The 23,898-nt window shown below is 69.2% G+C and carries 25 protein-coding genes and 1 other RNA gene; 18 read left to right on the forward strand and 8 right to left on the reverse strand.

Translation table 11 applies throughout. The annotated features are described in order from the left end of the window. Positions 1–62: 62 nt before the first annotated feature. From glyA to NM961_RS06535, 9 genes are all read left to right on the forward strand, one after another. Positions 63–1,316: a serine hydroxymethyltransferase gene (gene glyA / locus NM961_RS06495; protein WP_255913112.1), complete on the forward strand. Its 1,254-nt coding sequence runs from the start codon at positions 63–65 to the stop codon at positions 1,314–1,316. A 298-nt stretch (positions 1,317–1,614) separates the two neighbouring features. Continuing rightward, the gene (gene nrdR, locus NM961_RS06500) at positions 1,615–2,136 is read left to right on the forward strand and encodes a transcriptional regulator NrdR (RefSeq protein ID WP_255913113.1); all 522 of its coding nucleotides are present in this window, start codon (positions 1,615–1,617) and stop codon (positions 2,134–2,136) included. Between the two features lie 64 nt (positions 2,137–2,200). Next, complete coding sequence (gene ribD / locus NM961_RS06505) at positions 2,201–3,283, forward strand: bifunctional diaminohydroxyphosphoribosylaminopyrimidine deaminase/5-amino-6-(5-phosphoribosylamino)uracil reductase RibD (RefSeq protein WP_439334202.1); 1,083 nt, start codon at positions 2,201–2,203, stop codon at positions 3,281–3,283. 137 nt (positions 3,284–3,420) lie between these two features. Next, the gene (locus tag NM961_RS06510; RefSeq protein ID WP_255913115.1) at positions 3,421–4,026 is read left to right on the forward strand and encodes a riboflavin synthase; all 606 of its coding nucleotides are present in this window, start codon (positions 3,421–3,423) and stop codon (positions 4,024–4,026) included. 96 nt (positions 4,027–4,122) lie between these two features. Then, entirely contained in the window at positions 4,123–5,217 is a 1,095-nt protein-coding gene (gene ribB, locus NM961_RS06515; protein ID WP_255913116.1) for a 3,4-dihydroxy-2-butanone-4-phosphate synthase, read from the forward strand. Between the two features lie 70 nt (positions 5,218–5,287). Beyond that, on the forward strand, positions 5,288–5,752 hold the full coding sequence (gene ribH, locus NM961_RS06520) for a 6,7-dimethyl-8-ribityllumazine synthase (protein WP_255913117.1): 465 nt from the start codon (positions 5,288–5,290) through the stop codon (positions 5,750–5,752). Next, positions 5,749–6,204: a transcription antitermination factor NusB gene (gene nusB / locus NM961_RS06525; RefSeq protein ID WP_255913118.1), complete on the forward strand. Its 456-nt coding sequence runs from the start codon at positions 5,749–5,751 to the stop codon at positions 6,202–6,204. Before ribH ends, nusB begins: the two co-directional genes overlap by 4 nt. Next, positions 6,204–7,175, forward strand: a complete 972-nt coding sequence (thiL, locus tag NM961_RS06530; protein ID WP_255913119.1) for a thiamine-phosphate kinase — start codon at positions 6,204–6,206, stop codon at positions 7,173–7,175. Before nusB ends, thiL begins: the two co-directional genes overlap by 1 nt. Next, a complete protein-coding gene (locus tag NM961_RS06535; protein ID WP_255913120.1) occupies positions 7,175–7,687 on the forward strand; it encodes a phosphatidylglycerophosphatase A family protein in 513 nt (170 codons plus the stop codon). The genes thiL and NM961_RS06535 overlap by 1 nt, the downstream gene beginning before the upstream one ends. A 173-nt stretch (positions 7,688–7,860) precedes the next feature. Here the strand turns inward: NM961_RS06535 and NM961_RS06540 are convergent, their stop codons facing one another. The 5 genes from NM961_RS06540 to NM961_RS06560 are packed head-to-tail and all read right to left on the reverse strand — an operon-like array spanning position 7,861 to position 12,413. Then, positions 7,861–8,298, reverse strand: a complete 438-nt coding sequence (locus NM961_RS06540; protein WP_255913121.1) for a DUF4019 domain-containing protein — start codon at positions 8,296–8,298, stop codon at positions 7,861–7,863. A gap of 11 nt (positions 8,299–8,309) precedes the next feature. After that, on the reverse strand, positions 8,310–9,686 hold the full coding sequence (locus NM961_RS06545; RefSeq protein WP_255913122.1) for an FAD-binding oxidoreductase: 1,377 nt from the start codon (positions 9,684–9,686) through the stop codon (positions 8,310–8,312). Position 9,687: 1 nt separating this feature from the next. After that, positions 9,688–10,272 carry a BON domain-containing protein gene (locus NM961_RS06550; protein WP_255913123.1) on the reverse strand — a complete coding sequence of 195 codons (585 nt, stop codon included), beginning with the start codon at positions 10,270–10,272 and terminating at the stop codon, positions 9,688–9,690. A gap of 9 nt (positions 10,273–10,281) precedes the next feature. After that, positions 10,282–10,638, reverse strand: a complete 357-nt coding sequence (locus NM961_RS06555; protein WP_255913124.1) for a YraN family protein — start codon at positions 10,636–10,638, stop codon at positions 10,282–10,284. After that, positions 10,638–12,413 (reverse strand): penicillin-binding protein activator, encoded by a 1,776-nt coding sequence (locus NM961_RS06560; protein WP_255913125.1) that lies wholly within the window; start codon positions 12,411–12,413, stop codon positions 10,638–10,640. The genes NM961_RS06555 and NM961_RS06560 overlap by 1 nt, the downstream gene beginning before the upstream one ends. An 85-nt stretch (positions 12,414–12,498) precedes the next feature. On the opposite strand from NM961_RS06560, the gene rsmI reads away from it, so the two are divergent. Together rsmI and rnpB are read left to right on the forward strand one after the other, a co-directional pair. Further along, positions 12,499–13,341, forward strand: coding sequence for a 16S rRNA (cytidine(1402)-2'-O)-methyltransferase (rsmI, locus tag NM961_RS06565; protein WP_255913126.1), 843 nt, complete (start codon positions 12,499–12,501; stop codon positions 13,339–13,341). Between the two features lie 593 nt (positions 13,342–13,934). Continuing rightward, positions 13,935–14,298, forward strand: an RNA gene (gene rnpB, locus NM961_RS06570) — RNase P RNA component class A. Between the two features lie 197 nt (positions 14,299–14,495). Here the strand turns inward: rnpB and NM961_RS06575 are convergent. Both NM961_RS06575 and NM961_RS06580 read right to left on the reverse strand, forming a co-directional pair. Then, positions 14,496–14,984 (reverse strand): 2,4'-dihydroxyacetophenone dioxygenase family protein, encoded by a 489-nt coding sequence (locus NM961_RS06575; RefSeq protein WP_255913127.1) that lies wholly within the window; start codon positions 14,982–14,984, stop codon positions 14,496–14,498. Positions 14,985–14,998: 14 nt separating this feature from the next. Further along, the gene (locus NM961_RS06580; protein WP_255913128.1) at positions 14,999–15,700 is read right to left on the reverse strand and encodes a glutathione S-transferase N-terminal domain-containing protein; all 702 of its coding nucleotides are present in this window, start codon (positions 15,698–15,700) and stop codon (positions 14,999–15,001) included. A gap of 77 nt (positions 15,701–15,777) precedes the next feature. Between NM961_RS06580 and pdxR the strand changes: the two genes are divergently transcribed. The 6 genes from pdxR (at position 15,778) to NM961_RS06610 (ending at position 21,117) form a co-directional block, all read left to right on the forward strand. Next, positions 15,778–17,211: a MocR-like pyridoxine biosynthesis transcription factor PdxR gene (pdxR, locus tag NM961_RS06585; RefSeq protein ID WP_255913129.1), complete on the forward strand. Its 1,434-nt coding sequence runs from the start codon at positions 15,778–15,780 to the stop codon at positions 17,209–17,211. Positions 17,212–17,300: 89 nt separating this feature from the next. Then, positions 17,301–17,576: a formaldehyde-responsive transcriptional repressor FrmR gene (frmR, locus tag NM961_RS06590; RefSeq protein WP_255913130.1), complete on the forward strand. Its 276-nt coding sequence runs from the start codon at positions 17,301–17,303 to the stop codon at positions 17,574–17,576. Positions 17,577–17,649: 73 nt separating this feature from the next. Then, entirely contained in the window at positions 17,650–18,759 is a 1,110-nt protein-coding gene (locus tag NM961_RS06595) for an S-(hydroxymethyl)glutathione dehydrogenase/class III alcohol dehydrogenase (RefSeq protein ID WP_255913131.1), read from the forward strand. Between the two features lie 9 nt (positions 18,760–18,768). Then, positions 18,769–19,602 carry an S-formylglutathione hydrolase gene (gene fghA / locus NM961_RS06600; RefSeq protein ID WP_255913132.1) on the forward strand — a complete coding sequence of 278 codons (834 nt, stop codon included), beginning with the start codon at positions 18,769–18,771 and terminating at the stop codon, positions 19,600–19,602. A gap of 173 nt (positions 19,603–19,775) precedes the next feature. After that, positions 19,776–20,795, forward strand: a complete 1,020-nt coding sequence (locus NM961_RS06605; protein WP_255913133.1) for a 2-dehydropantoate 2-reductase — start codon at positions 19,776–19,778, stop codon at positions 20,793–20,795. A gap of 67 nt (positions 20,796–20,862) precedes the next feature. Next, a complete protein-coding gene (locus tag NM961_RS06610; protein WP_255913134.1) occupies positions 20,863–21,117 on the forward strand; it encodes a DUF3297 family protein in 255 nt (84 codons plus the stop codon). A 139-nt stretch (positions 21,118–21,256) separates the two neighbouring features. Here NM961_RS06610 and NM961_RS06615 read toward each other — a convergent pair whose 3' ends face one another. Next, entirely contained in the window at positions 21,257–22,627 is a 1,371-nt protein-coding gene (locus NM961_RS06615) for a hypothetical protein (RefSeq protein WP_255913135.1), read from the reverse strand. A gap of 819 nt (positions 22,628–23,446) precedes the next feature. On the opposite strand from NM961_RS06615, the gene mraZ reads away from it, so the two are divergent. Beyond that, the gene (mraZ, locus tag NM961_RS06620) at positions 23,447–23,893 is read left to right on the forward strand and encodes a division/cell wall cluster transcriptional repressor MraZ (protein ID WP_255913136.1); all 447 of its coding nucleotides are present in this window, start codon (positions 23,447–23,449) and stop codon (positions 23,891–23,893) included. The last annotated feature ends 5 nt before the right edge of the window (positions 23,894–23,898 follow it).

Here is a 23,898-nt window from a genome sequence, read left to right on the forward strand (position 1 = left end):
TGGGAGAGCCGGAACGAAACCGCTACCATCGGCGGATTCCCAGCCCAGAAGGCGATTCTCCCATGTTTGCGAAGGATCTGCGTATTGCCGGTTACGACGACGCCCTGGCCCAGGCCATTGCCGCCGAACGGCAGCGCCAGGAAGACCATGTCGAACTCATCGCGTCGGAAAACTACGCCAGCCCGCGCGTGCTCGAAGCCCAGGGCACGGTGCTGACCAACAAGTACGCCGAAGGCTATCCCGGTAAGCGCTACTACGGCGGTTGCGAATATGTGGACATTGCAGAAAAGCTCGCCATCGAGCGCGTCAAGCAGCTGTTCGGCGCCGACTATGCCAACGTGCAGCCGCACTCCGGTTCGCAGGCCAATGCCGCGGTCTACCTGGCCCTGCTCAGCCCCGGCGACACCATCCTCGGCATGAGCCTGGCCCACGGCGGCCACCTCACCCACGGCGCCAAGGTCAATTTCAGCGGCAAGATCTTCAACGCCGTGCAGTACGGCATCGATCCGGCCACCGGCCTGATCGACTACGACGAGATCCAGCGCCTGGCCGACGAGCACAAGCCGCGCATGCTGGTCGGCGGCTTCAGCGCCTATTCGCAGGTGATCGACTGGGCGCGCATGGCGCAGATCGCCAAGTCCGTCGGCGCCTACTTCTTCGTCGACATGGCCCATGTGGCCGGCCTGGTCGCCGCCGGCGTCTATCCCAACCCGGTGCCGCATGCCGACATCGTCACCTCGACCACGCACAAGACCCTGCGCGGCCCGCGCGGCGGCATCATCCTGGCGCGCGCGAACGAGGAGATCGAGAAGAAGCTGCAGTCCATGGTGTTCCCGGGCACCCAGGGCGGCCCGCTGATGCACGTGATCGCGGCCAAGGCGGTCGCGTTCAAGGAAGCGCTGGAGCCGGAATTCAAGGCCTACCAGCAGCAGGTGGTGAAGAACGCCAAGGCGATGGCGGCGGCACTCACCGCGCGCGGCTACCGCATCGTCTCCGGCGGCACGGAGAACCACCTCATGCTGATCGACCTGATCGGCCGCGAAGTCACCGGCAAGGACGCAGAGGCGGCCCTGGGCAAGGCGCATATCACGGTCAACAAGAACGCGGTGCCGAACGATCCGCGCTCGCCCTTCATCACCTCGGGCCTGCGCATAGGCACGCCGGCGGTGACCACGCGCGGCTACACCGAGCAGGACTGCACCGACCTCGCCAACTGGATCTGCGACGTGCTGGATGCCCCCACCGACGACGGCGTGCTGGCGCGCGTGCGCGAAGCGGTGACGGCGCAGTGCAAGCGGCTGCCGGTCTACGGCTGAGCCGGATTCGAGCAAGGCATGAAGGGCCGGCGGAACGGGTGAGGCATACGGCTCTCCCCCGCGCTTGCGCGGGGAGCGGGTCGGGTGGGGGCGGCGCTTCCGTCGCGTCGCCGCCCAGGTTTCATCCCCGGCAACCCGCCTGCGCGGACCTGTCGTGAAAACCTGGGCGCAGCGCCGGGTTTCTGGCGTCGCTTCGCCCGCTCCCCCGCGCAAGTGCGGGGGAGCGGAATCAATGCAGGACGCGGATTTCCTGCGAAGGTTTTACCGATTTGCCAATTTCGCTTTACGATCCGCAGCCATGCACTGCCCCTTCTGCCAGCACGAAGACACCCGCGTGATCGACTCGCGCCTGGCCGAGGACGGCGCCACCGTGCGGCGGCGGCGCGAATGTCCCGCCTGCGGCGAGCGCTTCAACACCTTCGAGACGGCCGAAATCAAGCTGCCGGCCATCGTCAAGAGCGACGGCCGCCGCGAGGCCTTCGACGAAAACAAGCTGCGCGTGGGCGTGGAGCGTTCGCTGCAGAAGCGTCCGGTTTCCAGCGATGCGGTCGACGAAGTGGTGCGCAACATCCTGCGCAACCTGCGCCAGGTCAACGAGCGCGAGGTCGCTTCGCGCCGGGTCGGCGAATGGGTGATGGAGGAACTGCGCCGCATCGATTCGGTGGCCTATGTGCGCTTCGCCTCGGTCTACCGCCGCTTCGCCGACGTGCAGGCCTTCCGCGAGGAAATCGAACGGCTGGAACGCGAGCTGCCGGTGCTGGAAGGCCTGCAGCTGCCGCTGCTGGGCGAAGGCGTGCCCGCGGCGCGCAAGAAATCGTGAGCGCGCTCCGCCGCGACCGGCGCTGAGTCCGGCCCGCATGTTCGACGCCGCCGATCACGCCCACATGGCCCTGGCCCTGCGCCTGGCCGAACGCGGCGCCTTTACCACCTCGCCCAATCCGCGCGTGGGCTGCGTCATCGCCCGCGGCGGAGAAATCCTCGGCAGCGGCTGGCACCAGCGCGCCGGCGGCCCGCATGCCGAAGTCTTCGCCCTGCGCGAAGCCGGCGAGGCCGCCCGCGGCGCCTGCGCCTACGTCACCCTGGAACCCTGTGCCCACCACGGCCGCACGCCGCCCTGCGCCGACGCGCTGATCGCTGCCGGCGTGGCCCGCGTCGTGATCGCGGCCGAGGATCCGTTCCCGCAGGTGGCCGGACGCGGCATCGGGAACCTGCGCGCCGCCGGCATACAGGTCGATACCGGCCTGCAGCGCGAGGCGGCGCGCGAACTCAACCGCGGCTTCTTCAGCCGCATCGAACGCGGCCGTCCCTGGCTGCGGCTCAAGCTGGCGCAGAGCCTGGACGGCCGCACCGCGCTGCACAACGGCCAGTCGCAATGGATCACCGGCGCCGCTGCGCGCGAGGACGTGCAGCGCTGGCGCGCGCGCAGCTCGGCCCTGCTCACCGCGGCGGGCACGGCGCGGGCCGACGATCCGCGCCTGACCGTGCGCCTGCCCGCCGGGGTCGATTTCCAGCCGCCGCTGCGCGTGGTGCTGGATGCGCGCCTGGATGCGCTGGCGCCGGGCTGCCATCTGCTCGACGGTTCGGTGCCGACGCTGGTCGTGCATGGCGAAGGTGCAGCCGTGCCCGCTGCTTATGCCGCGGTCGAATGTCTGCCGCTGCCGCTGGAACAGGGCCGTATTCCGCTGCCGCGGCTGCTGCAGGAGCTGGCGGCGCGGGGCGTCAACGAGATCCAGGCCGAAGCCGGCCCGGCCCTGGCCGGCAGCCTGTACGCCGCCGGCCTGGTCGACGAGCTGCTGCTGTACGTGGCGCCGCTGCTGCTGGGCGACGCCGGCCTGCCGCTGCTGCGCCTGCCGCTGCTGTCGGACATGGCTGCGCGCTGGCCGCTGCGGCTGCTGGAGCAGCGCCAGCTCGGCGAGGACTGGCGCCTGCTGCTGCGGCCCTTGCCTGGGGCGCAGGCGGCCCCATGACGGGGAATCGCGCCGGCGGTCCGTCTGCATTGCGGCCGGACGGCGGCGCCCGGGCTGGCCTGTGCGGGCAGCCTCTCCGCTGTCGGGTCGGGGGTGCGGCGTTGAAATATTTTCCTGATTTATAGAAGTTAATAAATATGTTTACTGGAATAATCCAATCGGTGGGCCGCGTGCGCGCGATCGAACCCGTCGGCGGCGATGTGCGCCTGGTGGTGGATACGGCCGAGCTGGACCTGTCCGATGTGCGCCTGGGCGACAGCATCGCCGTGGACGGCGTCTGCCTGACCGCGGTGGCGCTGGACGGCGCCAGCTTCGCCGCTGACGTCTCGCGCGAGACCCTGAACTGCACCACCCTGGGCGCCTGGGCCGCCGGCCGCCGGGTGAATCTGGAAAAGGCCCTGCGCCTGGCCGACCGCCTGGGCGGGCACCTGGTCTCCGGCCATGTCGACGGCGTCGGCGAAGTGGTCTCCGTGCTGCCCGAGGCGCGTTCGCTGCGCTGGGTATTCGCCGTGCCGGCAGCGCTCGCGCGCTATATCGCCGCCAAGGGCTCGATCGCGGTGAACGGCGTCAGCCTCACCGTCAACGAAGTGGACGGCCGCCGCTTCGGCGTCAACCTGATCCCGCACACCCTGGAAAAAACCGGCTTCGGCGACTGCGCCGTCGGCAGCGCGGTGAATATCGAGGTGGACCTGATGGCGCGCTACGCCGAAAGGCTGTCATCCGAAAAAGCCGCGGAAGCGTGACAAACTAGCCGGTCTCCGCGGCGTTTGCGCCACTTCGGTCTGCTGTCCGGCGCGGGCGAACCGCTGCTCCGAATCCCCCATCCCGAATCGAATCCCATGCCCTTCGACACCATCCCCGACATCATCGACGACATCCGCGCCGGCCGCATGGTCGTCATCCTCGACGACGAGGACCGCGAGAACGAAGGCGACGTCATCATGGCGGCGGAAAAAGTCCGTCCCGAAGACATCAACTTCATGGTGCGCGAGGCGCGCGGCCTGGTCTGCCTGTCGCTGACTCAGGCGCGTTGCCGCCAGCTGGGCCTCAAGCCCATGGTGATGGACAACACTTCGCCCTACCACACCAACTTCACCGTCTCCATCGAGGCGGCCGAGGGCGTGACCACGGGCATCTCCGCTTACGACCGCGCACACACCGTGCGCACCGCCGTGCGCGCCGATGCGCGCGCGCAGGACCTGTCCCAGCCCGGCCATATCTTCCCGCTGACTTCCCAGCCCGGCGGCGTGCTGACCCGCGCCGGCCATACCGAAGCCGCCAGCGACCTGGCGGCCCTGGCCGGGCTGGAGCCGGCCGGCGTACTGGTCGAGGTGCTGCACGACGACGGCCGCATGGCGCGGCGGCCCGAGCTGGAGGCGTTCGCGCAGAAGCACGGCCTGCGCATAGGCACCATCGCGGACCTGATCCGCTATCGCCTGCAGACCGAGAAAACCATCGAGCGCGTGCATGACGAGGCGGTGCAGACCGAATTCGGCCCGTTCCGCCTGGTCGCGTATCGCGACATTGTGAATAAATCTCTTAATTTCGCCCTGGTCCGCGGCGACGTGGCCGATGGCGCGCCGGTGCTGACCCGCGTCCACGTGCGCAACACCTTGTCCGACGTGCTGCATCTGGTCCGCGCCGACCTGGGCCTGACCGTGACCGCGGCGCTGCGCCGCATCGCCGCCGAGGACCGCGGCGTAGTGCTGGTGCTGTCCGAACCCGGCGAAGATCAGGCCCTGCTCGACCGCCTGAGCCGCCGCGCCGCCGCGCCGGGCAAGGCCGAGGCGGTGCAGGAATGGCGCCGCCACGGCCTGGGGGCGCAGATCCTGGCGGATCTGGGCGTGCGCCAGCTGCGCGTGCTGGGCACGGCACGGCGCCTGGTCGGCCTGGCCGGCTTCGGCCTGGAAGTGGTCGGCCACGAGCCGGGCTGAACCGGTCCGGACAGCCCGCCCGGCCGGGCTCAGGTAGAATGGCGCCCCTTTCCCGTCCGACTTCCTGCCCATGTCCCTGATCGCCGGCGAGCTGCGCGTCGCCCCGGACAGCCGCTACGCCGTGATCGCGAGCCGCTGGAATCCGCGCATAGTCGACACCCTGGTCAGCGGCGCCGAGCAGGCGCTGCGCGCCAACGGCGTCGCCGCCGACGCCATCGATGTGGTGCGCGTGCCCGGTGCCTGGGAAATTCCCATCGCCGCCGCGCGCCTGGCCGCGGCCGGCCAGCATGCGGCGCTGCTCTGCCTGGGCTGCGTGGTGCGCGGCGATACGCGCCACTACGAACACGTCGCCGACGGCTGCGCCCAGGGCCTGATGCGGGTTGCGCTGGATCACCGCCTGCCGGTGCTCAACGGCGTGCTCGCGGTGGAACGCCACGAGGACGCCGCCGCCCGCGCCGGCGGCGCGCACGGCAACAAGGGCGAGGAAATCGCCCTGGCCGCTTTGGAAATGGTTGATTTGTGGAGAAAGCTGTGACGCACGCACGCAAACCCGATGGTGTCGATCTGGCCGCACGTTCGCGCGCACGCCGCCGCGCGCTGCAGGCCCTGTACGCCTGGCAGATCTCCGGCAGCGCCATCGGCGGTGTGATCGACCAGTTCCGCCATGAGCAGGACATGGAAGTGGCCGACATCGACTACTTCATCGACCTGGTGCGCGGTGTGGAAAGCCACTGTGCCGAACTCGACGCCGGCCTGCTGCCGTTCCTCGGTCGCGAAGTGGCCCAGGTCGATCCGATCGAGCGCGCCGCGCTGCGCATCGGCGCCTACGAACTGAAATACCGCGTCGACGTGCCCTACCGCGTCGTCATCAACGAGGCGATCGAAACCACCAAGCGTTTTGGCGCCGATCACGGCCACACCTACGTCAACGGCGTGCTGGACAAGCTCGCCGGCGAGTGGCGCAAGCCCGAGTACCGCGGGCGCTGATGGGCGAATTCGCCCTGATCGACGAGATCCGCCGGCGCTGCGCACTGGCGCGGCCGGACGTCGTTCTGGGCATAGGCGACGACGCGGCGCTGCTGCGCGTCGCCGCGGACCAGGAGCTTGCGGTGAGCATGGACACGCTGGTCGCCGGCGTGCATTTCCCGTTGCAGACCGAGCCCTTCGACATCGGCTGGAAGGCGCTGGCGGTGAATCTTTCGGACCTCGCCGCGATGGGCGCCGCACCGGCCTGGGCCACGCTCGCGCTGACCTTGCCGCAGGCCGACCGCGACTGGGTCGCTGCTTTCTGCGACGGCTTTGCCGCACTGGCCCGGCCGCATGCGCTGGCCCTGGTCGGCGGCGATACCACGCAGGGGCCGCTGAGCATCACCGTCACCGTGCATGGCTTCGTTCCCGCCGGCCGCGCGCTGCGCCGCGACGGCGCACAGCCCGGCGATGCGGTGCTCGTCAGCGGCTTCCCCGGCGATGCCGCCGCGGGCCTGACCTGCGTGCTGGCCAGCGCCCTGCTGCGTGCAACGGCCGAAGCCGAGCGCGCCGAACTGCTGCAGCGCGTGAACCGGCCTACGCCGCGGGTAGACCTGGGACTGGCCTTGCGCGGCCTCGCGACGGCGGCGATCGACGTATCCGACGGCCTGGTCCAGGATCTGGGCCATATCGCCGCGCGCAGCGGCGTGGCGGCGCGGGTCGAAGCAGAACAGCTGCCGTGTTCGCCCGCGCTGGCCGCGGTCGGCGACGCCGCGCAGCGGCGCCAGTGGCAATTGTTCGGCGGCGACGATTACGAACTGTGCTTTACCGCGCCGCCGGCCGCGCTGCCGGCCGTACATGCGGCGGCGGCCGCTGCCGGCGTGCCCGTGCGCGTGATCGGCCGCATCGAAGCGGGCAGCGGCGTGCGCGTGTGCGATGCCGATGGCGCGGAAGTGAGCCTGCAGCGCGGCGGCTGGGAGCATTTCGCCTGATGGCGCTGAGTGCGCAGCAGCGCCGCGTCGTGCTCGGCCATCCGGCCGGCTGGATCGCCAGCGGCCTGGGCACGGGGCTGAGCCCCGTCGCACCCGGCACGGTAGGCTCGGCCGCGGCCTTGCTGCCGTATCTGTGGCTGCGCGAATTGCCGCTGTTGGCCTATCTGGGCGTGGTGCTGGCGGTGTTCGCGCTGGGCGTGCTGGTGTCGCGCACCCTGTGCCGGCGCTGCGCGGTAGAGGATCCGGGCTTCATCGTCATCGACGAATTCGTGGGCCAGTGGCTGGCCCTGGCCCTGGCGCCGCCGGGCTGGGTCTGGATACTTGTAGGCTTCTTGCTTTTTAGATTGTTCGATGTGTGGAAGCCATGGCCGGTATCCTGGGCCGACCGCGAAGTCGAAGGCGGGCTGGGTGTGATGCTGGACGATGCCCTGGCCGGCGTGCTCGCCGCCTTCGCGCTGGCGGGGGTGGTCTGGGCTGCACGGGCGGCCGGGTTCCCGGCGATCCTCGCTTGAAACCAGCGGCTTTCGCGTAATTCCCGCGTTCATTCTCCCCCGGGCTGCCCTGGTGGCAAGCGGCCGGCGTGACGTGGCGACGCCAGAATCCCGCCCTGTCGCAACGCTTTCCGCGATTCCGCCGCTGGGCCTTCCAGCCTGTGCCGGCAGCTACGCCACGCTTCGCTCCGTACTCACGGATCGCACGGCGAGCCGCGCTCCTGCAACGGCGGCCCGCGCCGGTACGCCGTCACCTGCGCATTGCCGTTCGCATCCTCGCGCAAGGTCACTTTCTCGCTGATCACATGTCCGTCGGCGAATTCGGTGATGAACACCGTATCGATGCGGTCAGGCTTTTCCAGCAGCTCGAAATCCAGCCCCTTGCGGCATTTCACCGTCGCCTCGCTGCGCCGCGCCTTGCGGATGGCGGCGCTCCAGTCGGCCAGGCTCTGCCGGCGCAGGTCGGCTGAGGCTTCGTTCCAGGCCTGTTCGAACTTGCCGGCGTCGATCAGCTCCAGCCAGTTCTTTGCCAGGTTCATCTGCGGCAGGGTGGGTTCCACCGGCTTCTGCGCCAGGCCGGCCAGGGGCAGGGCGAACAGCAGGGCTAGGGCGGTTGCAGGCAGCAGGCGCATGGCCGGTTCCTTCAGTCGGGCAGCAGTTTGCCGGGATTGAGTATGCCATCCGGGTCGAACTGGGCCTTGATCCGGCGCATCAGTTCCAGGCTGACCGGATCCAGCGCGCGCGGCAGGAATTCGCGCTTGACCAGACCTATGCCGTGTTCGCCCGACAAGGTGCCGTCCAGCGCCAGCACCAGGTCGAACACCGCGGCCAGGCAGCCCGGCGCGGCGGCGGCCTGGGCCGGATCCTCCGGCCGGTACAGCAGGTTGACGTGGATGTTGCCGTTGCCGGCATGACCGAAGTTGACGATAGGAATTTTATACTTTTCCGAAATCTGCTTCAGCCCGGCTATCAGCTGCGGCAGCCGGCTCACTGGCACCACCACGTCCTCGTTGATCTTCATGGGGGCAATGGAGCGCAGTGCCGGCGACAGCGCCTTGCGCGCGGCCCAGAGGCTGTCCACCTCGGCCGCATTCGCGGCGCTGCGCCATTCGAGCAGGCCTTCGCCGGCGGCGGCGCGGGCCACGGACTGTTCCGCCGCGGGCAGGAAATCGGCCTCGCCGTCGACCTCGATCAGCAGCATGGCGCCGGCGACGGGTATGGCCTCGCCGCCGTGGCGGCGGGCCAGGCGCAGGGCTTCGTCGTCGAGGAATTCCAGCGCGCAGGGCGTCACCGGCTGGGCCATGATGCGCGAGACCGCGGCCGCGGCGGCCTCGATGCCGGAGTAGGTCGCGCGCAGCACGCGCTTGGCGGCGGGGAGCGGCGTGAGCTTGAGCGTGGCTTCGGTGATGAGCGCCAGCGTGCCTTCGGCGCCGATCAGCAGCCGCGTCAGGTCATAGCCCGTGGCGCCCTTGCTGGTGTAGTAGCCGGCGCGGAATTCCTCGCCGCTGCCGGCGACGGCGCGCAGGCCCAGGGTGTTCTCGCGCGGCGCGCCGTATTTCACCGTGCGCGGCCCGGCCGAATTGCAGGCCAGGTTGCCGCCTATGCTGCAGTAGGGACTGGAGGTGGGATCCGGCGCCCAGAAGAAACCCAGCGGCTTGAGCGCTGTCTGCAGATCGCCGTTGAGTACGCCGGGTTCGACCACGGCCAGGCGGTTGGCCGGATCCAGCCGCAGCACGCGGTTCATGCGTTCGAACGAGGCCACCACGCCGCCGGCCACCGGCACCGTCGCGCCGGTGGTATTGGTGCCGCGGCCGCGGGCGACCAGCGGCGTGCGCGCGGCGCGGCAGGTGCGCACCAGGGCGACGACCTGTTCGTGCGTCTGCGGAAACACCACCGCATCGGGCGCGGCCTGGCGGCGCGAATTGTCGTAGCCGTAGACCAGGCACTCGGCCGGGTCGGTGCTCAGCGCGGCGCCGAAGATGTCGGCCAGGCTTGCGCGCAGCGGCGGCGCGAGCGCCATGTCAGTCCTGGTATTCCAGCACGCGCACGACTTTTTCCACGCCGGCCACGTTGCGCGCGATCTCCGCCACGCGATCGGCTTCCTCGCGGCTGAGCAGGCCCATCAGATACACCGTGCGATGCACCGTGGTGATATTGACCCGGGTCGGATCGAAGCCCGGCATGTCGACGATGTCCAGCAGCGCGGTCTTCACGTGTGCGGTGATGGTGTTGTCGCGGCGCTGGGACAGAAAGCCTTCGGGCTCGCGCACCTCGATTTCGTTGACCAGCTTGCGCACGCCCTCATAGCCGCTGACGCGCTGCTCGGCGCGCTGCTTCAGCTCCGGCGTGCGTACTTCGCCCACCAGCAGCATGACACCGTTGTAGACGACGATGGACACGTTGTTCTTGAGCGCGAGTTCCTTGTCCTTGTTGAAATTGTCGTAGGCGCTGGCCTGGATGTTGCGGTCGGCGATGACCGTGGTCCAGGAGCGCCGGTCATGGCCCACGCCGGCGGCAGTGCCGCCGACCACGGCGGCGATGCAGCCCGACAGCAGGCTGGCGGCGATGGCGATACAGAGGAAATGACGCAGGGGGCGCAGATTCATGCGGAGCTCTCAGTAGGCTTCAAAGGCGGCGCGCTGCCAGGTGCAGACCGCATTGTCGCCGCTGCCGCTGAACGCGACCGTGTCGAAGCGGCAGGTGTGGTTGGCGAAATCCGGATGCGCGGCGAGGAACATGTCCGCCGTGCGCACCAGCTTGCGCTGCTTGGCCGGACCTATCGAGGCGGTGCCGTCGGCGCTGGCCGCGCTGTCGCGGTAGCGCACCTCGACGAAGACCAGCACCTCGCCTTCGCGCATGACCAGGTCCAGCTCGCCGTAATGGCAATGCCAGTTGCGCGCGACCAGACGCAGACCGGCGCGTTCCAGTTCGGCCTGCGCGGCGAGTTCCCAGACTGCGCCTACGGAGCGCATCACTGCATCCGGCCGTCGCCCAGGGTCAGGCCGGAAACCGGCCGCGCCACGCCGTTCTCGAAGCGCACCCAGGTCAGCAGGCGATGCACGCGGCCGAAGCTGTCGGAGGCGAGCTGGCCGGTGGCGCCGGGCAGGTAGCTGTCCGGATGCGTGCCCAGCCAGTCCATGTACGGCATCAGCGCGTACGCATCCAGGCCCAGCGCGAACAGGCGCGCACCGTTGCCGCGGGCCGAATCGATCGAGCGCAGCATCTGGTCGCGCGGCGGCAGCCCGGCGCTGGCGTCGAACAGCCACGGCGCATCGCAGAATTCCAGGCCGTCCAGATCGCGGTCCAGGCCGACATTGAGCGAACCCGAATACACGTGCGACGTCGCCAGCACCGGCACGTTCACGCCGGCCAGCTTGAGCTGCGGCATCAGCAGGCGCGCCTGCTGCGGCCGCATGCTGATGAAAACGCCGGCACTGCTGGCGCTGGCAAAGGCGCCGACCGACTGGCGGATCAGCCCGGCGTAGTTCACTTCACCTTCCTTGAGGCGGCCCTCGCCGATCACCATGCCGCCCAGGCTTTCAAACTGGGCGCGGAAGGCCAGCGCGGCACGCTCGGCCCAGTCGTCGGTGGCGGCGATCACCGCGGCTTCGCGTATGCCTTGGGAAACCATGCGTTCGGCTGCCTGGGCGCCTTCGGTATCCGGCAGCAGGCCGAAGGCGACGCTGCCCGGCGGCGGCGTGGCGCCGTTGTCGGCCTGGTTCAGCGCCAGCACCGGAACCGGCAGGCGGCCCTGCTCGAACAGCAGGCCGACCGCGTCGCGGGTGAGCGGACCGACCACGCGCTCGGCGCCGTCCTGTACCGCACGCTGGTAGGCGGCGAGCGCGTCGGTGGCGCTTTGTCCGCTATCGTAAATCTGTACTTCGCCGCGTTCTGTGCCGCTCTGGCTGTCGTTGAACCAGGCGGCGAAGAAACCGTCGCGCACCGCCGCGGCGGCGTTCTTGAGCGCGCCGCTGGAAGGCAACAGCAGGGCGACGCGGCGGCTGGGACGGTAGCCCTCGCGGCTCCAGCGGTCGCTGCCGTCCTGCTGCAGCGTGCCGACCGGGCGGCTGGGCCGCTGCAGCGCCAGCGGCAGGGCCTGGCCCTGCTTGCGCAGCGCGCGTTCTATCCACGGCCGCAGCAGGTCGTTCGGCGGCAGCTCGCTGCCGCGCTGCTTGAGCGAGGCGGCGTCCAGCGCGGCCAGGGTGTCGACGATCTCGCGCCGGTTGTTCTCGCGGTCGGCGCCTTCCAGCGAACGGTCCAGTACGGCGCGGGTGCGCGCGGCGGCAAAGCGGTCGCCGGTGGCCTGCTGCGCGCGCGCGGTGAGTTCCAGCCGGCGCAGCACCAGTGCCGGCGGCAGGGCCGAGTCCGGCAGGGCGAGCAGGGCCAGGGCGTCCTCGGGCTTCTGCTGGTTCAGCGCGATCTCGGCGCTGAGCAGGTCGTAACGGTAGGCATCCTCGCCGGCCAGGCGCTTGCGCCGCACGCCGTCCAGCACCTCGGCCGCCGCAGCCAGATCGCCTTCCTCGCGCAGGGCTTCGGCGGCGCGCAGGCGGTAGTGGCCGCGGGCATTGGAATCGGACTTGGACAGTTCCAGGAACGCATCCGCGGCGGCGCGGAAATCGCCGCGCAGATAGAGGTCCTCGGCCGAAGTGGCCTGCGCGGTCTTGGTCGGCGCCCCTGTATCCATGGTGGCGCAGCCGCCCAGCAGCAACACGAGCAGGCAGGGCAGGAGTCGCAGGTTTGCGCGCATGTCAGCATCCGTAACGCCAGGCAATGCTGCGATGATAGCGGATCACGCCGGCGCGCCCGCGCCCGCGCCCGCAGGGAGAGTATCGATGGCAGCGGACAACACCGGCCGGCTCTGGGTCGTGGCCACGCCCATAGGCAATCTGGACGATCTTTCGCCCCGGGCGCAGGAAACCCTGCGCCGCGCCGCCCTTGTCGCCGCCGAGGACACCCGCCACAGCGCCCCGCTGCTGGCCCGCTACGGTATCAGTACGCGCCTGGTCGCCCTGCACGAGCACAACGAACGCGACGAGGCCGAGCGCCTGGTGGCGCGCCTGCAGGCCGGCGAAGACATCGCCCTGATTTCCGACGCCGGCACACCCCTGGTCAGCGATCCCGGCTTCCGCCTGGTCCGCGCGGCCCGCGCCGCCGGCATCCCCGTATCACCCGTACCTGGCGCCTGCGCCGCCATCGCCGCCCTGTCCGTGGCCGGCCTGCCCAGCGACCGGTTCGTGTTTGAAGGCTTCCTGCCGGCCAAATCCGGTGCCCGTCGCGAGCGCCTGGCGGAACTCGCCGGCGAAGCGCGCACGCTGGTGTTCTATGAATCCAGTCATCGCGTGCGCGAGTGCCTGGACGATATGGCCGCCGTGTTCGGCGCCGACCGCCCCGCCGTGCTGGCGCGCGAGCTGACCAAGCTGTTCGAAACCGTGCTCGACGGGACGTTGGCGCAGCTGGTGGCGCGCGTTGCGGCGGATCCGAACCAGGAGCGCGGCGAATTCGTGCTGTTGATCGGCGGCCGTCCCGAACAGGAAGACGCACGCCTGGCCGAAGGCCGCCGCGTATTTGCGCTGCTGCGCGAGGAACTGCCGCCGGCGCGTGCCGCCAAGTTGGCTGCGGTCATCAGTGGGGCGCCGCGCAAGGCCTTGTATGGGTCAGAGGTGGGCGACGGCTAGGGTTGCTGGTGGCTTGCCGTTCGTGTGCGGATGGTGAGGCGAAGGCCGTGGCGGTTTCGCGGTGGATGCGCTGTCCCCTCACCCAACTCTCTGCCCCAAGCGCTTGAACGCGCTTGGGGCAGAGGGCTTTCTCCGTCCTGGGCTTCGGCGCAATCGTGGAGGGTGACTGAGCTTCAGCTCTCGCAGTCGATCCGGTTGTTGTTGCCGTGGCCGTGGCCGCTGCTCGTGATTGTGCTTTCGTACTGAATCCGGCCCCTGCCGTTGCTTCTGCGCGCAGGGATGCACGCCGCTCGACCGGGGCTCCATAAGCCGCGGCGAGGCGGCGCAGGATCAGCCCGCGCACCGCGCGAATCCGCTGCAGGGCCAGGATGGCCCTGCAGCGGACCCCGTAGCCGCCTCGCGAAGCGGAAGGGCAGGATGCCCGTAGGCCGCGGCTTTGGGGTGTGTTTTCTTTGCCCACTTTCTTTTGCACAAGCAAAAGAAAGTAGGTCGGCCGCCGAAAGGCGGGGCGAAACTGCCTTAAATATCAAGCATATTCGCGCCGAAGGCGCGCCAGCCCCACAAAAACCACCCCACAAGTTACAATCCCCAACGGAGTCAGCCAGACAGTCGCGTCACAGCAATGTGCCGAGGAAAGTCCGGGCTCCACAGGGCAAGGTGCCAGGTAACACCTGGGCGGCGTGAGCCGACGGCCAGTGCAACAGAAAGCAAACCGCCGAACGGTGCCGAGTGCATGCGTGGTAAGGGTGAAACGGTGCGGTAAGAGCGCACCGCCTGCGGGGTCAACGCCGCAGGGCACGGTAAACCCCACCTGGAGCAAGACCGAATAGGGGAACCATGACGCGGCCCGCGTCGTTCCCGGGTTGGTTGCTTGAGCCTGACGGCGACGTCAGGCCTAGAGGAATGACTGTCGTCCCGCAAGGGATACAGGACCCGGCTTACCGGCTGACTCCACACTTCACGAGGCGGAAGTGGGCGGAGAGAGGTGACAGGCGATGCGTGTCGTCGCCTGCCACCTCTTTCTGCTCATTTCCGCCTTTTTCATTTGTACGCATGCGGTAATGCCGTCGAGGCCGGGCGGCCGTGCTGTCCTGGCGATTTCCGTGCGGTCCGCGCAGCGGCGAGCAGACGCTGCTCTGCGATCTGCACCCGGTTCAATGCGCCGCCGCCGCCGGCTCCAGCCCGCTGGCCTGGCAGTGCTCCCGATACATCTCATACAGCGCCTGCGCATCGATCCGCTGCGTCACACGGTCCTGCGCATCGAGATATTCGACCGCGCCGTGCACGACGATGAAGAGGATTACGGGCTCATCGCCGACAGCGCGCCACCAGTCGGTATTGCCGGCCGGCTCGAACACATATTCCCCAGGCCCTATGCGCTCGCCGGTGCACAGCTCGCGCGTGCCCTGCAGGTTGTAGGCGTGGATGGGGCCGGTGTGGCGGTGCAGCGGCACACCGGCGCCGGGTTCGATGCGCATCAGTTCGACGAAGCCGGTGTTGTCCGGCAGCAGGCGCAGCAGCTTGAAGGATTTGCCGGGGCCGGCCGGCACCCAGGGCGTGTCGGCGGCGGCGATGGTCTGGGCATCGGCGAAGGCGGGGTGGGTGGCGGGCTGCAGCGGCGCGGCGATGGCGGGATTCGACATGATGTTCTCCGGAATCAGGTGGCGGGCTTGGCGGAATTGCCGAACAGGATCTGGCGCGATTCGGCGCTGATGTTGCGCGCGGCGGCGGAGTAGGCGTCCTTGACCTCGGCATAGGCGCGCCGCGTCGCCGGACGTTCGCGGATGGTGTCGAACCAGCGCCGCAGGTTGGGGAAATCATCCAGGTTCTGTCCGTGCGCCTGGTGCGGCACTATCCAGGGATAGCAGGCCATGTCGGCGATGCTGTAGTCGCCGGCGATGAATTCGCGGCCGGCCAGGCGCTTGTCGAGCACGCCGTAGAGGCGCGCGGTCTCGCGGGTATAGCGTTCGATCGCATAGGGAACGGCTTCCGGCGCGTAGACGCGAAAATGTCCATTTTGTCCGGCCATGGGGCCCAGGCCGCCGACCTGCCAGAACAGCCACTGCATCACCTCCATGCGTTCGCGCAGATCGGCAGGCAGGAAGCGGCCGGTCTTCTCGGCGAGGTATTGCAGCAGGGCGCCGGATTCAAACAACCTGACCGGTTCGCCGCCGTCGGCCGGGGCGTGGTCGATCAGTGCGGGAATGCGGTTATTCGGCGCGAAGGCGAGGAACTCGGGACGGAACTGTTCGCCCTTGCCTATGTCCACCGGCACGATGCGGTAGTCCAGTCCGGTTTCCTCCAGCATCAGGCGCGGCTTCAGGCCGTTGGGCGTGGCCCAGTAGTACAGCTCGATCATGTCTGGCTCCGGTGAGTGGGTGAGTCCAGCATAGGCGCCGATCTGGCATGCTTGCAGCGCCAGGAAAGGGGAAAATCATGGATCCAGTTTTCGCGTTCGCCCTGGACCTGCCGGAGCGCGGCTCCGGCCAGTTGCTGCGCAGCCTGCACGGCCAGTTGCGCGCAGCGATTCTTGACGGCCGCCTGCGCCCGGGCCAGCGCCTGCCCTCCAGCCGCGCGGTGGCCGCGGCCTACGGCATCTCGCGCAATACCGCGGTGGCGGCCTACGACCTGCTGCTCAGCGAGGGCTACGTGCGCACGCGCCGCGCGAGCGGCGTGCAGGTGGCCGATGCGCCGGCACCGCCGCCGCGCGCGTCGCGGCCGGTCGCGGCGGCGCGGCACTTGGCGGCGCACTGGCGCGGCGCGGCGCCGCCGGATACGGCGCCGGGCGGCGTGTTCCGCCTTGGCGTGCCGGAATTGGCTGAGTTTCCGTTCGATATCTGGCGCCGTCTCGGTGCGCGGGCATTGCGCCAGCTGGCCCGCGCGCCGGCGGTCTATGCGGCGGCCCAGGGCCAGCCCGCGCTGCGCGAGGCGGTGGCGCGGCATGTGGCTTTCGCCCGCGCGGTGTCCTGCGGCGCCGACGACATCGTGATCACCTCCGGCGCGCAGCAGGCTTTCGATCTGCTGGCGCGCATCCTGGTCACGCCGGGCAAGACCGTGGTCGCGGTGGAGGACCCGGGCTATCCGCCGCTGCGCGCCGCCTTCGCCGCTGCGGGCGCGCAGCTGGCGCCGGTGCCGGTCGATGCGGAAGGGCTGCAGGTGGCGCAGGTGCCAGCCCAGGCGCGGGTGATCTGCGTGACGCCGTCGCATCAGTTTCCGCTGGCCTGCGCCATGTCGCCGCGGCGCCGCGCCGAATTGCTGGCCTTCGCCCGCGCGCGCGACGCGCTGGTGATCGAGGACGACTACGACGGCGAGTTCCGCTACGGCGAGCGCCCGCTGGACGCGCTGCAGACGCTGGACGGCGGCGAGCGCGTGTTCTACGTCGGTACCTTTTCCAAGAGCCTGTTTCCCGGCCTGCGCCTGGGCTATGTCGCCTGTCCGGCCTGGGCCCGCGCCGCGCTCGTGGAAGCGCGCCGCGCCGCCGATGTGCACGGCAACGTGCCGGCGCAGGATACCCTGGCCCTGTTCATCGCCGAAGGCCATCTGGCGCGGCATGTGCGGCGCATGCAGGCGGTGTATGCGCAGCGCCGCAGCGCGCTGCTGCACGGGCTGGAACGGCATTTCGGCGGATTGCTGGCGCCGCTGCCGTCCCAGGCCGGGCTGCACCTGGCGGTGGCGGCCGAACGCCTGGCCGCGGCGCCGGCCTGGCTGGCGCGGCCCACGGCCGGCGCGGGCGTAGCCACGCTGCGCCGCTTCCAGCTGCAGCGCAGCCGGCGCGCGGGGCTGGTACTGGGCTTCGGTGCCGCCGATACCGCCGCGATAGGGCCGGCCCTGGCCGAGCTGCGGCGGCGCTGGGAGCGGGATCAGGCCTGATCGGAATGGTCGCCGCGGCGCCGGGCACTGGCCGCGGCGCGGCTTTCCGGATACTGTACCCCAGTATGGTAAATCCAGGGGATCGTCCCATGCCGCATTCGCCCGCCGAGAAGAAGCGCGTACTTGCCCGTGTAGGGCGCATGCGCGGCCAGCTGGAAGCGCTGGAGCGTGCGCTGCAGCAGGGCGCCGAGTGCGCCGCCGTGCTGCAGCAGATCGCCGCGCTGCGCGGCGCGGTCAACGGCCTGATGGGACAGGTGCTGGAGAGCCATCTGCGCGAGGAACTGGGCCAGCCGGCCGCCAGCGCGCAGCGCCGCCAGCAGCGTGTCGACGAAGTGGTCGCGCTGCTGCGGTCCTATCTGAAATGAATCGTCCCCCGCCGCGCCGGCGTCCGGCGCGGCTGCCTTTTCCGCATCCTTTCCTGCATCCGGGAGTGAAACCATGAAGAGCCGTGCCGCCGTCGCCTTTGCCGCGGGCAAGCCGCTGGAAATCGTCGAGATCGACGTGGCGCCGCCGCGCCGCGGCGAAGTGCTGGTGCGCATCACGGCGACCGGCGTCTGCCATACCGACGCCTTCACGCTCAGCGGCGACGATCCGGAAGGCATCTTCCCGGCCGTGCTCGGCCACGAGGGCGGCGGCGTGGTGGTCGAGGTCGGCGAGGGCGTGACCAGCCTGGCGCCCGGCGATCACGTGATCCCGCTGTACACGGCGGAATGCCGCGAATGCAAATTCTGCAAATCCGGAAAAACCAACCTGTGCCAGGCGGTGCGCGCCACCCAGGGCAAGGGCCTGATGCCCGACGGCACCACGCGCTTCTCCTACAACGGCCAGCCCATCTACCACTACATGGGCTGCAGCACCTTCAGCGAGTACACCGTGGTGGCCGAAGTGTCGCTGGCCAAGGTCAATCCGGCCGCGCCGCTGGAGAAGGTCTGCCTGCTGGGCTGCGGCGTCACCACCGGCATAGGCGCCGTGCACAACACGGCCAAGGTCAAGCCGGGCGACAGCGTCGCGGTGTTCGGCCTGGGCGGCATCGGCCTCGCGGTGATCCAGGGCGCGGTGCAGGCCAGGGCCGGGCGCATCATCGCCGTCGACACCAATCCGTCCAAGTTCGAGCTGGCGCGGCAGATGGGCGCAACCGACTGCGTCAACCCGCGCGACCATGACAGGCCCATCCAGGATGTGATCGTCGGTCTCACCGACGGCGGCGTGGATTTCAGCTTCGAATGCATAGGCAACGTGGATGTGATGCGCGCGGCGCTGGAGTGCTGCCACAAGGGCTGGGGCGAGAGCATCATCATCGGCGTGGCCGGCGCCGGCCAGGAGATCCGCACGCGGCCGTTCCAACTGGTCACGGGCCGGGTCTGGCGCGGCACCGCCTTCGGCGGCGTCAAGGGGCGCACCCAGCTGCCGGGCATGGTGGAACAGGCCATGCGCGGTGAAATCCAGCTGGATCCCTTCATCACCCACACCTTGCCGCTGGAACGCATCAACGAAGCCTTCGACCTGATGCACGAAGGCAAGTCCATCCGCAGCGTGATCCATTACTGAGGGCGCGCCATGCAGCGCATCGAGGCGCACGCCAGCCACGGCGGCGTGCAGGAAGTGTGGCAGCATCGCTCGGCGGTGCTGGATTGCGAGCTGCGCTTCGGCATCTATCTGCCGCCGCAGGCACAGGCCGGGCCTTGTCCGGTGCTGTACTGGCTCAGCGGGCTGACCTGCAGCGAGCAGAACTTCATCACCAAGGCCGGCGCGCAGCGCTATGCGGCCGAGCACGGCCTGATCGTGGTCGCGCCCGATACCAGCCCGCGCGGCGCCGATGTGGCCAATGTGGACAGCTACGACCTGGGCCAGGGCGCCGGCTTCTATCTGAATGCGACGCGCGAGCCCTGGTCGCGGCATTACCGCATGCACGATTACGTCGTGGATGAACTGCCGGCGCTGGTCGAGGCGAATTTTCCCGCCACGGCCGCGCGTGCCGTCAGCGGGCATTCCATGGGCGGCCACGGTGCGCTGGTGCTGGCGCTGCGCAATCCGGGCCGCTATCGCAGCGTGTCGGCGTTCTCGCCCATCGTTGCGCCCAGCCAGGTGCCCTGGGGCGAGAAGGCTTTCGGCAACTACCTTGGCGAAGACCGTGCGGCCTGGCTGGAATGGGATGCCTGCGCGCTGGTCGCCGGTGCCGCGGAGCGTCTGCCGCTGCTGGTCGACCAGGGCGAGGCCGACGAATTCCTCGCCACCCAGTTGCGGCCAGAATTGCTGGAGCAGGCCTGCGATGCCGCCGGGCATCCGCTGCTGCTGCGCCGTCGCGCCGGCTACGACCACAGCTACTATTTCATTGCCAGTTTTCTGGATGAGCATTTCGCCCATCATGCGCAGGCGTTGCGGCGCGGCTGAGGTGGAGCGGGGCGCGGCGCGGGCAGGGAAGCCGATGCCACGGAGGCGCAATAACGCCGGATCGCGGAATCCAGGATGCCGTTCACGGTATCCGGCGCGGTCCGGCGCCGCGCCGCATCGCCGCTGCCGTGGCTGCCGGATTTTCCGTATTTCCACAAATTAACGGAGGCGCCATGAGCAGGATCGCCGTGATGGGGGCGGGCAGCATAGGCGGCTATGTGGGCGGACGCTTGATTGCCGCCGGTGCCGATGTGGTGCTGATCGGCCGCGAGCGCCTGCAGCGCGAGATCGGTGCCCATGGGCTCAAGCTCAGCGACTACCGCGGCTATCACGAGGCGCTGGCGCCGCAGCAGGTGACCGTGGCGACTTCAGCCGAGGCTGCGGCGGGCGCGGATCTGGTGCTGGTCACGGTCAAGTCCGCCGCGACTGCCGCGGCGGGCGCGGAACTGGCGCAGGTGCTGCGGCCGGGCGCCGTCGCGATCAGCCTGCAGAACGGCCTGGGCAATGCTGCCGTGCTGCGCGCCGCGCTGCCGCAGCGGATCGTGCTGGCCGGCATGGTGCCGTTCAATGTGGTGCAGGGCGGCGAGGGGCGTTTCCACCAGGGCACCGAGGGCGAGCTGGAAGTCGAGCGGCACGCTGCGCTGGAACCGTTTCTCGCGCTGTTCGCCCGGGCCGGCCTGCCGCTGGTGCAGCAGGCGGACCTGGCGCCGGTGCAGTGGGGCAAGCTGCTGCTGAATCTCAACAACCCCATCAATGCGCTGTGCGGCCTGCCGCTGCGGCAGCAGCTGTCGCAGCGCAGCTATCGCCGCTGCCTGGCCCTGGCCCAGCGCGAGGCGCTGGGCCTGCTGGCCGGCGCCGGCCTGGTTCCGGCCCGGCTGACCGCGTTGCCGCCACATTGGATCCCGCGCGTGCTGGAACTGCCGGATGTGCTGTTCCGCCGCATCGCCGCGCGCATGCTCGCGATCGACCCGCTGGCGCGCTCGTCCATGTGGGAAGACCTGCAGGCCGGGCGCGCTACGGAAGTGGACTGGATAAACGGCGAGATTGTGCGCCTGGCCCAGAACCAGGGACGGCGCGCGCCGGTCAATGCGCGGCTGGCCGCGCTGGTACACGCAGCCGGGCAGGGCGGACGGCGCGACTGGAGCGGGCCGGAATTGCTCGCGCAGCTGCGCGAGGTCGCAACCGCGGGCTGAGACGGCCGACTGCGGCGCCGCTGCGGCCGCTGTTCTAGAATGCTGCGTTTACCCCGGAGCCAGACCCATGAGCGATACGCCTCCCGACCGCCTCGACGCCGATCCGCGCAGCAAATTCCACGACGCCGCCGCCTTCGAGCGCGGCATAGGCATACGCTTCAACGGCAAGGAACGTTTCGACGTGGAGGAATACTGCGTCAGCGAAGGCTGGGTGCGCGTGCCCGCGGGCAAGGCGCGCGACCGGCGCGGCAATCCCATGACGCTGAAGCTCAAGGGCGAAGTCGTCGCCTATTACCGCGAAGCGGAAGCCGGCGGCGCCTGATTACGGAGCGTCGGTCCGGCGGTCGCTGCCGCCGGACCCCGCAGCTGGAGCGCCGGTTCCGCCTCCCGCCTCCGGCGGTGCGGCGCCGGAGGCGGGAGGGATCGGTCCGTGGTTCTTCACGGGTTGTTGTTTCTGGAAATTACTTCTTTGCGGCTTTTTGCGCGGCATCCTTGGCCTTGTCGGTCAGGCTCTGCGCGGTATTGCCGTTCTTGATCGGGCAGGCTGCCGGCAGCGGCCCCTTGCCGTTGCCGCAGCCGCCGGTCTGCTGGGCGAAGCCCCAGAGATGGCTGAAATTCGCCGGCGCGTTATTGGGAAAGCCCATGGGCACAGGCGGCTTCACGCTCGTGTTCACGTATTGAGTCTGGGTGTGGCAGCTGAAGCAGTTGCGGCCCTCGCCCTGGAAGAACGTCTCCAGCGTGGTATTGGCGTTCTGGGTGGAGCCGGCCATGTTGCTGCTGGTCGGCGGCAGGGCGCCGTTGCGCGTCCACAGGTTGCCGGTCATCTGGTAGTTGAGCCAGATCGCCATGTTGGCGAACTTGTCCGGCGAACTCTTGAGCAGCCCCCGCAGAGTGGATTGCACCGAGGCGTTCAGCGCAATCATCGCGCTGGTGTTGTCCGTGCTACCGCCGCCCTGGGGCACGACGCGGCAGACCTGGGTCGGATTCACGCCGTTCTGGTTCGGCGTGCAGTTGGTCGTGCACTTGGGATTGTTGAACGACCAGCCGCCGGCCGGCGGCGCCTGCGGATTGGTGCAGTCCGGCGCGTTGGAATTGTGCTCGAAAGTGGCCCAGATGAATTCCGGATGATCCGGCGTATTCGCCACCAGGTGGAAGCCGACCAGGCCCAGGGTCACCGGCTGGCAGGATTCGCCGACCACGCCCTGGATCGTGTACATGTCCTTGGGCGGCGCGCCGCTGAACACGCGCCAGGCGGCCTTGAGTTCCACCGATCCCGCCGGCAGCGCCGTGGTCGACGGCGCCGAGGTGACGCAGGTGGTGTTGTTGAAATCGCACTGGGTGATGAAGTCGTACTCGGTCTGGTTTACCCACATGCTGTAGTAGACGACCTGCTTGTTCTGGTCGTACAGCGGATCGCCGGTGGCCTGGGTGTCCGAGCCCGCGTCGACGCCGGCGCCCTTGGGAACGCGCGGGCGCAGGAACAGTTTCTTTGCGTTCTTCGGATCGGCCTTGGCATTGCTGGAACAGGGCGCGCTGGGCTGCTGGCCCCAGGGCGTCACTGCGGTGCCGGCCGGCACGAAGATGCCGTATTCGGGCATCCAGGCTTCAAACGCGCGGCCGCCGCCGGAGGCCGGCTGCACCACGTCGATGAAGGCCTGCCAGGCGAACTGGTGGAATACGCAGTCGGTATTGCCGTCGTCGCCGACTTCCGTCGGAAAGTTCGGGCTGGTGAACCAGCTGGCGCTGGCATTGCACGGGGTCTGGGCGTAGGCGGCCTGGCCCAGCAACAGCAGGGCGGCGGCAGACAGCCACCGCGGCAGGTTTGCACTCATGGCTTGCTCCTGGCGTTGGGTCGAAAGGCGGGCTCCTGCCTGCTTTTCGCGCGACTGGCGCAGGCGGGCCTGCGCTTGTTCTCCGGAAACCGGCGCGGCCGGTTCCCGGGCGCTCCGTCCCTGGGACGCATCCGGCTCTGAGTTGCAGTGTCGTATCACAGTGGCAACTGTGATTTGGATACATTGATCCAATTTCTTCCCATCTACAACCGGCAAGCGCAAAAGCGCCGCCGCGGCTATCGCCGAGCGGGTTTGTCATCGGTTTGCAGCGCGGCGGCCGGTCTGCCGGCGCCAGTTGGGTGGCCGATGATTGGCAGCCCGGTGGCGGAGGTGGACTGCGACCACTGCTGCCACCGGGGCGGCGAGGCACGGGGCGATGGTCCTGGCGCGCTGCGCCCGCCCGTGGCGATCCGTGGGATGGGGTGGAATCCGGCCCGGCGCCGTGGCGGCCGGTGGGATCCGGTGGCGCGCGTCGGCGCAGAGCGGTCCGGGTGCCGCCGCCCGGGCGCAGTCCCGTCGCAGCGCGTACGGGTGCCGGGTCAGGGCTGGATCCGCTCCCCCGGGAAAACGCCCAGGCACAGCCCGGCACATGGCGGACCCAGGCGGGCCGTGTTCAGCTTCGTAAACCGCTGTTACAGCCCAAATTTCTTTTTAATTCAAGGTGCTGACCGGTGTTTCTTAGAAACTGCGTGAATCTGCCCGAAAAATGCCACAACCCCATTGATCTGTAACGGAAATTCTCCTTGACAGTCTCAGGGGCTGAGACTAGTGTGGGCGCCGGTGTGATTTCGTGGGAAATGGTGGGGAAGGCACAGGCAGATGTTCCAGGGCGAAACCGCCATCACGATCGACGACAAGGGTCGGCTTGCCGTGCCGACAGCTTATCGCGAGCAGATCGCGGCGATTTCCGCCGGGCGCCTGGTGTTCACCTACAACCCCTTCGAGAACGGCTGCCTGTGGCTGTTCCCGCTCAACGAGTGGGAAACGGTCCGCGACCAGGTCAATGAACTGACCAACGTCAAGGCGGTGCACCGGGCGCTGCAGATGAAGCTGGTCGGCGCTGCCGCCCACGTGGAGCCCGACAGCGCAGGACGCATCCTGGTGCCAGCGAGTCAGCGCGCGGCGGCCGGGATAGAAAAGAAGGCCGTGTTGCTCGGCATGGGCGCCAAGTTCGAGTTGTGGAGCGAGCAGGCGCACCTGGCCAAGATCCGCCAGACCATAGGCGAGGATGAGATCAGCGACGCGATGATGAACCTGAAGTTGTAGCGGAA

This window comes from Tahibacter harae (genome assembly GCF_024437735.1).
GTDB lineage: Bacteria > Pseudomonadota > Gammaproteobacteria > Xanthomonadales > Rhodanobacteraceae > Tahibacter > Tahibacter harae.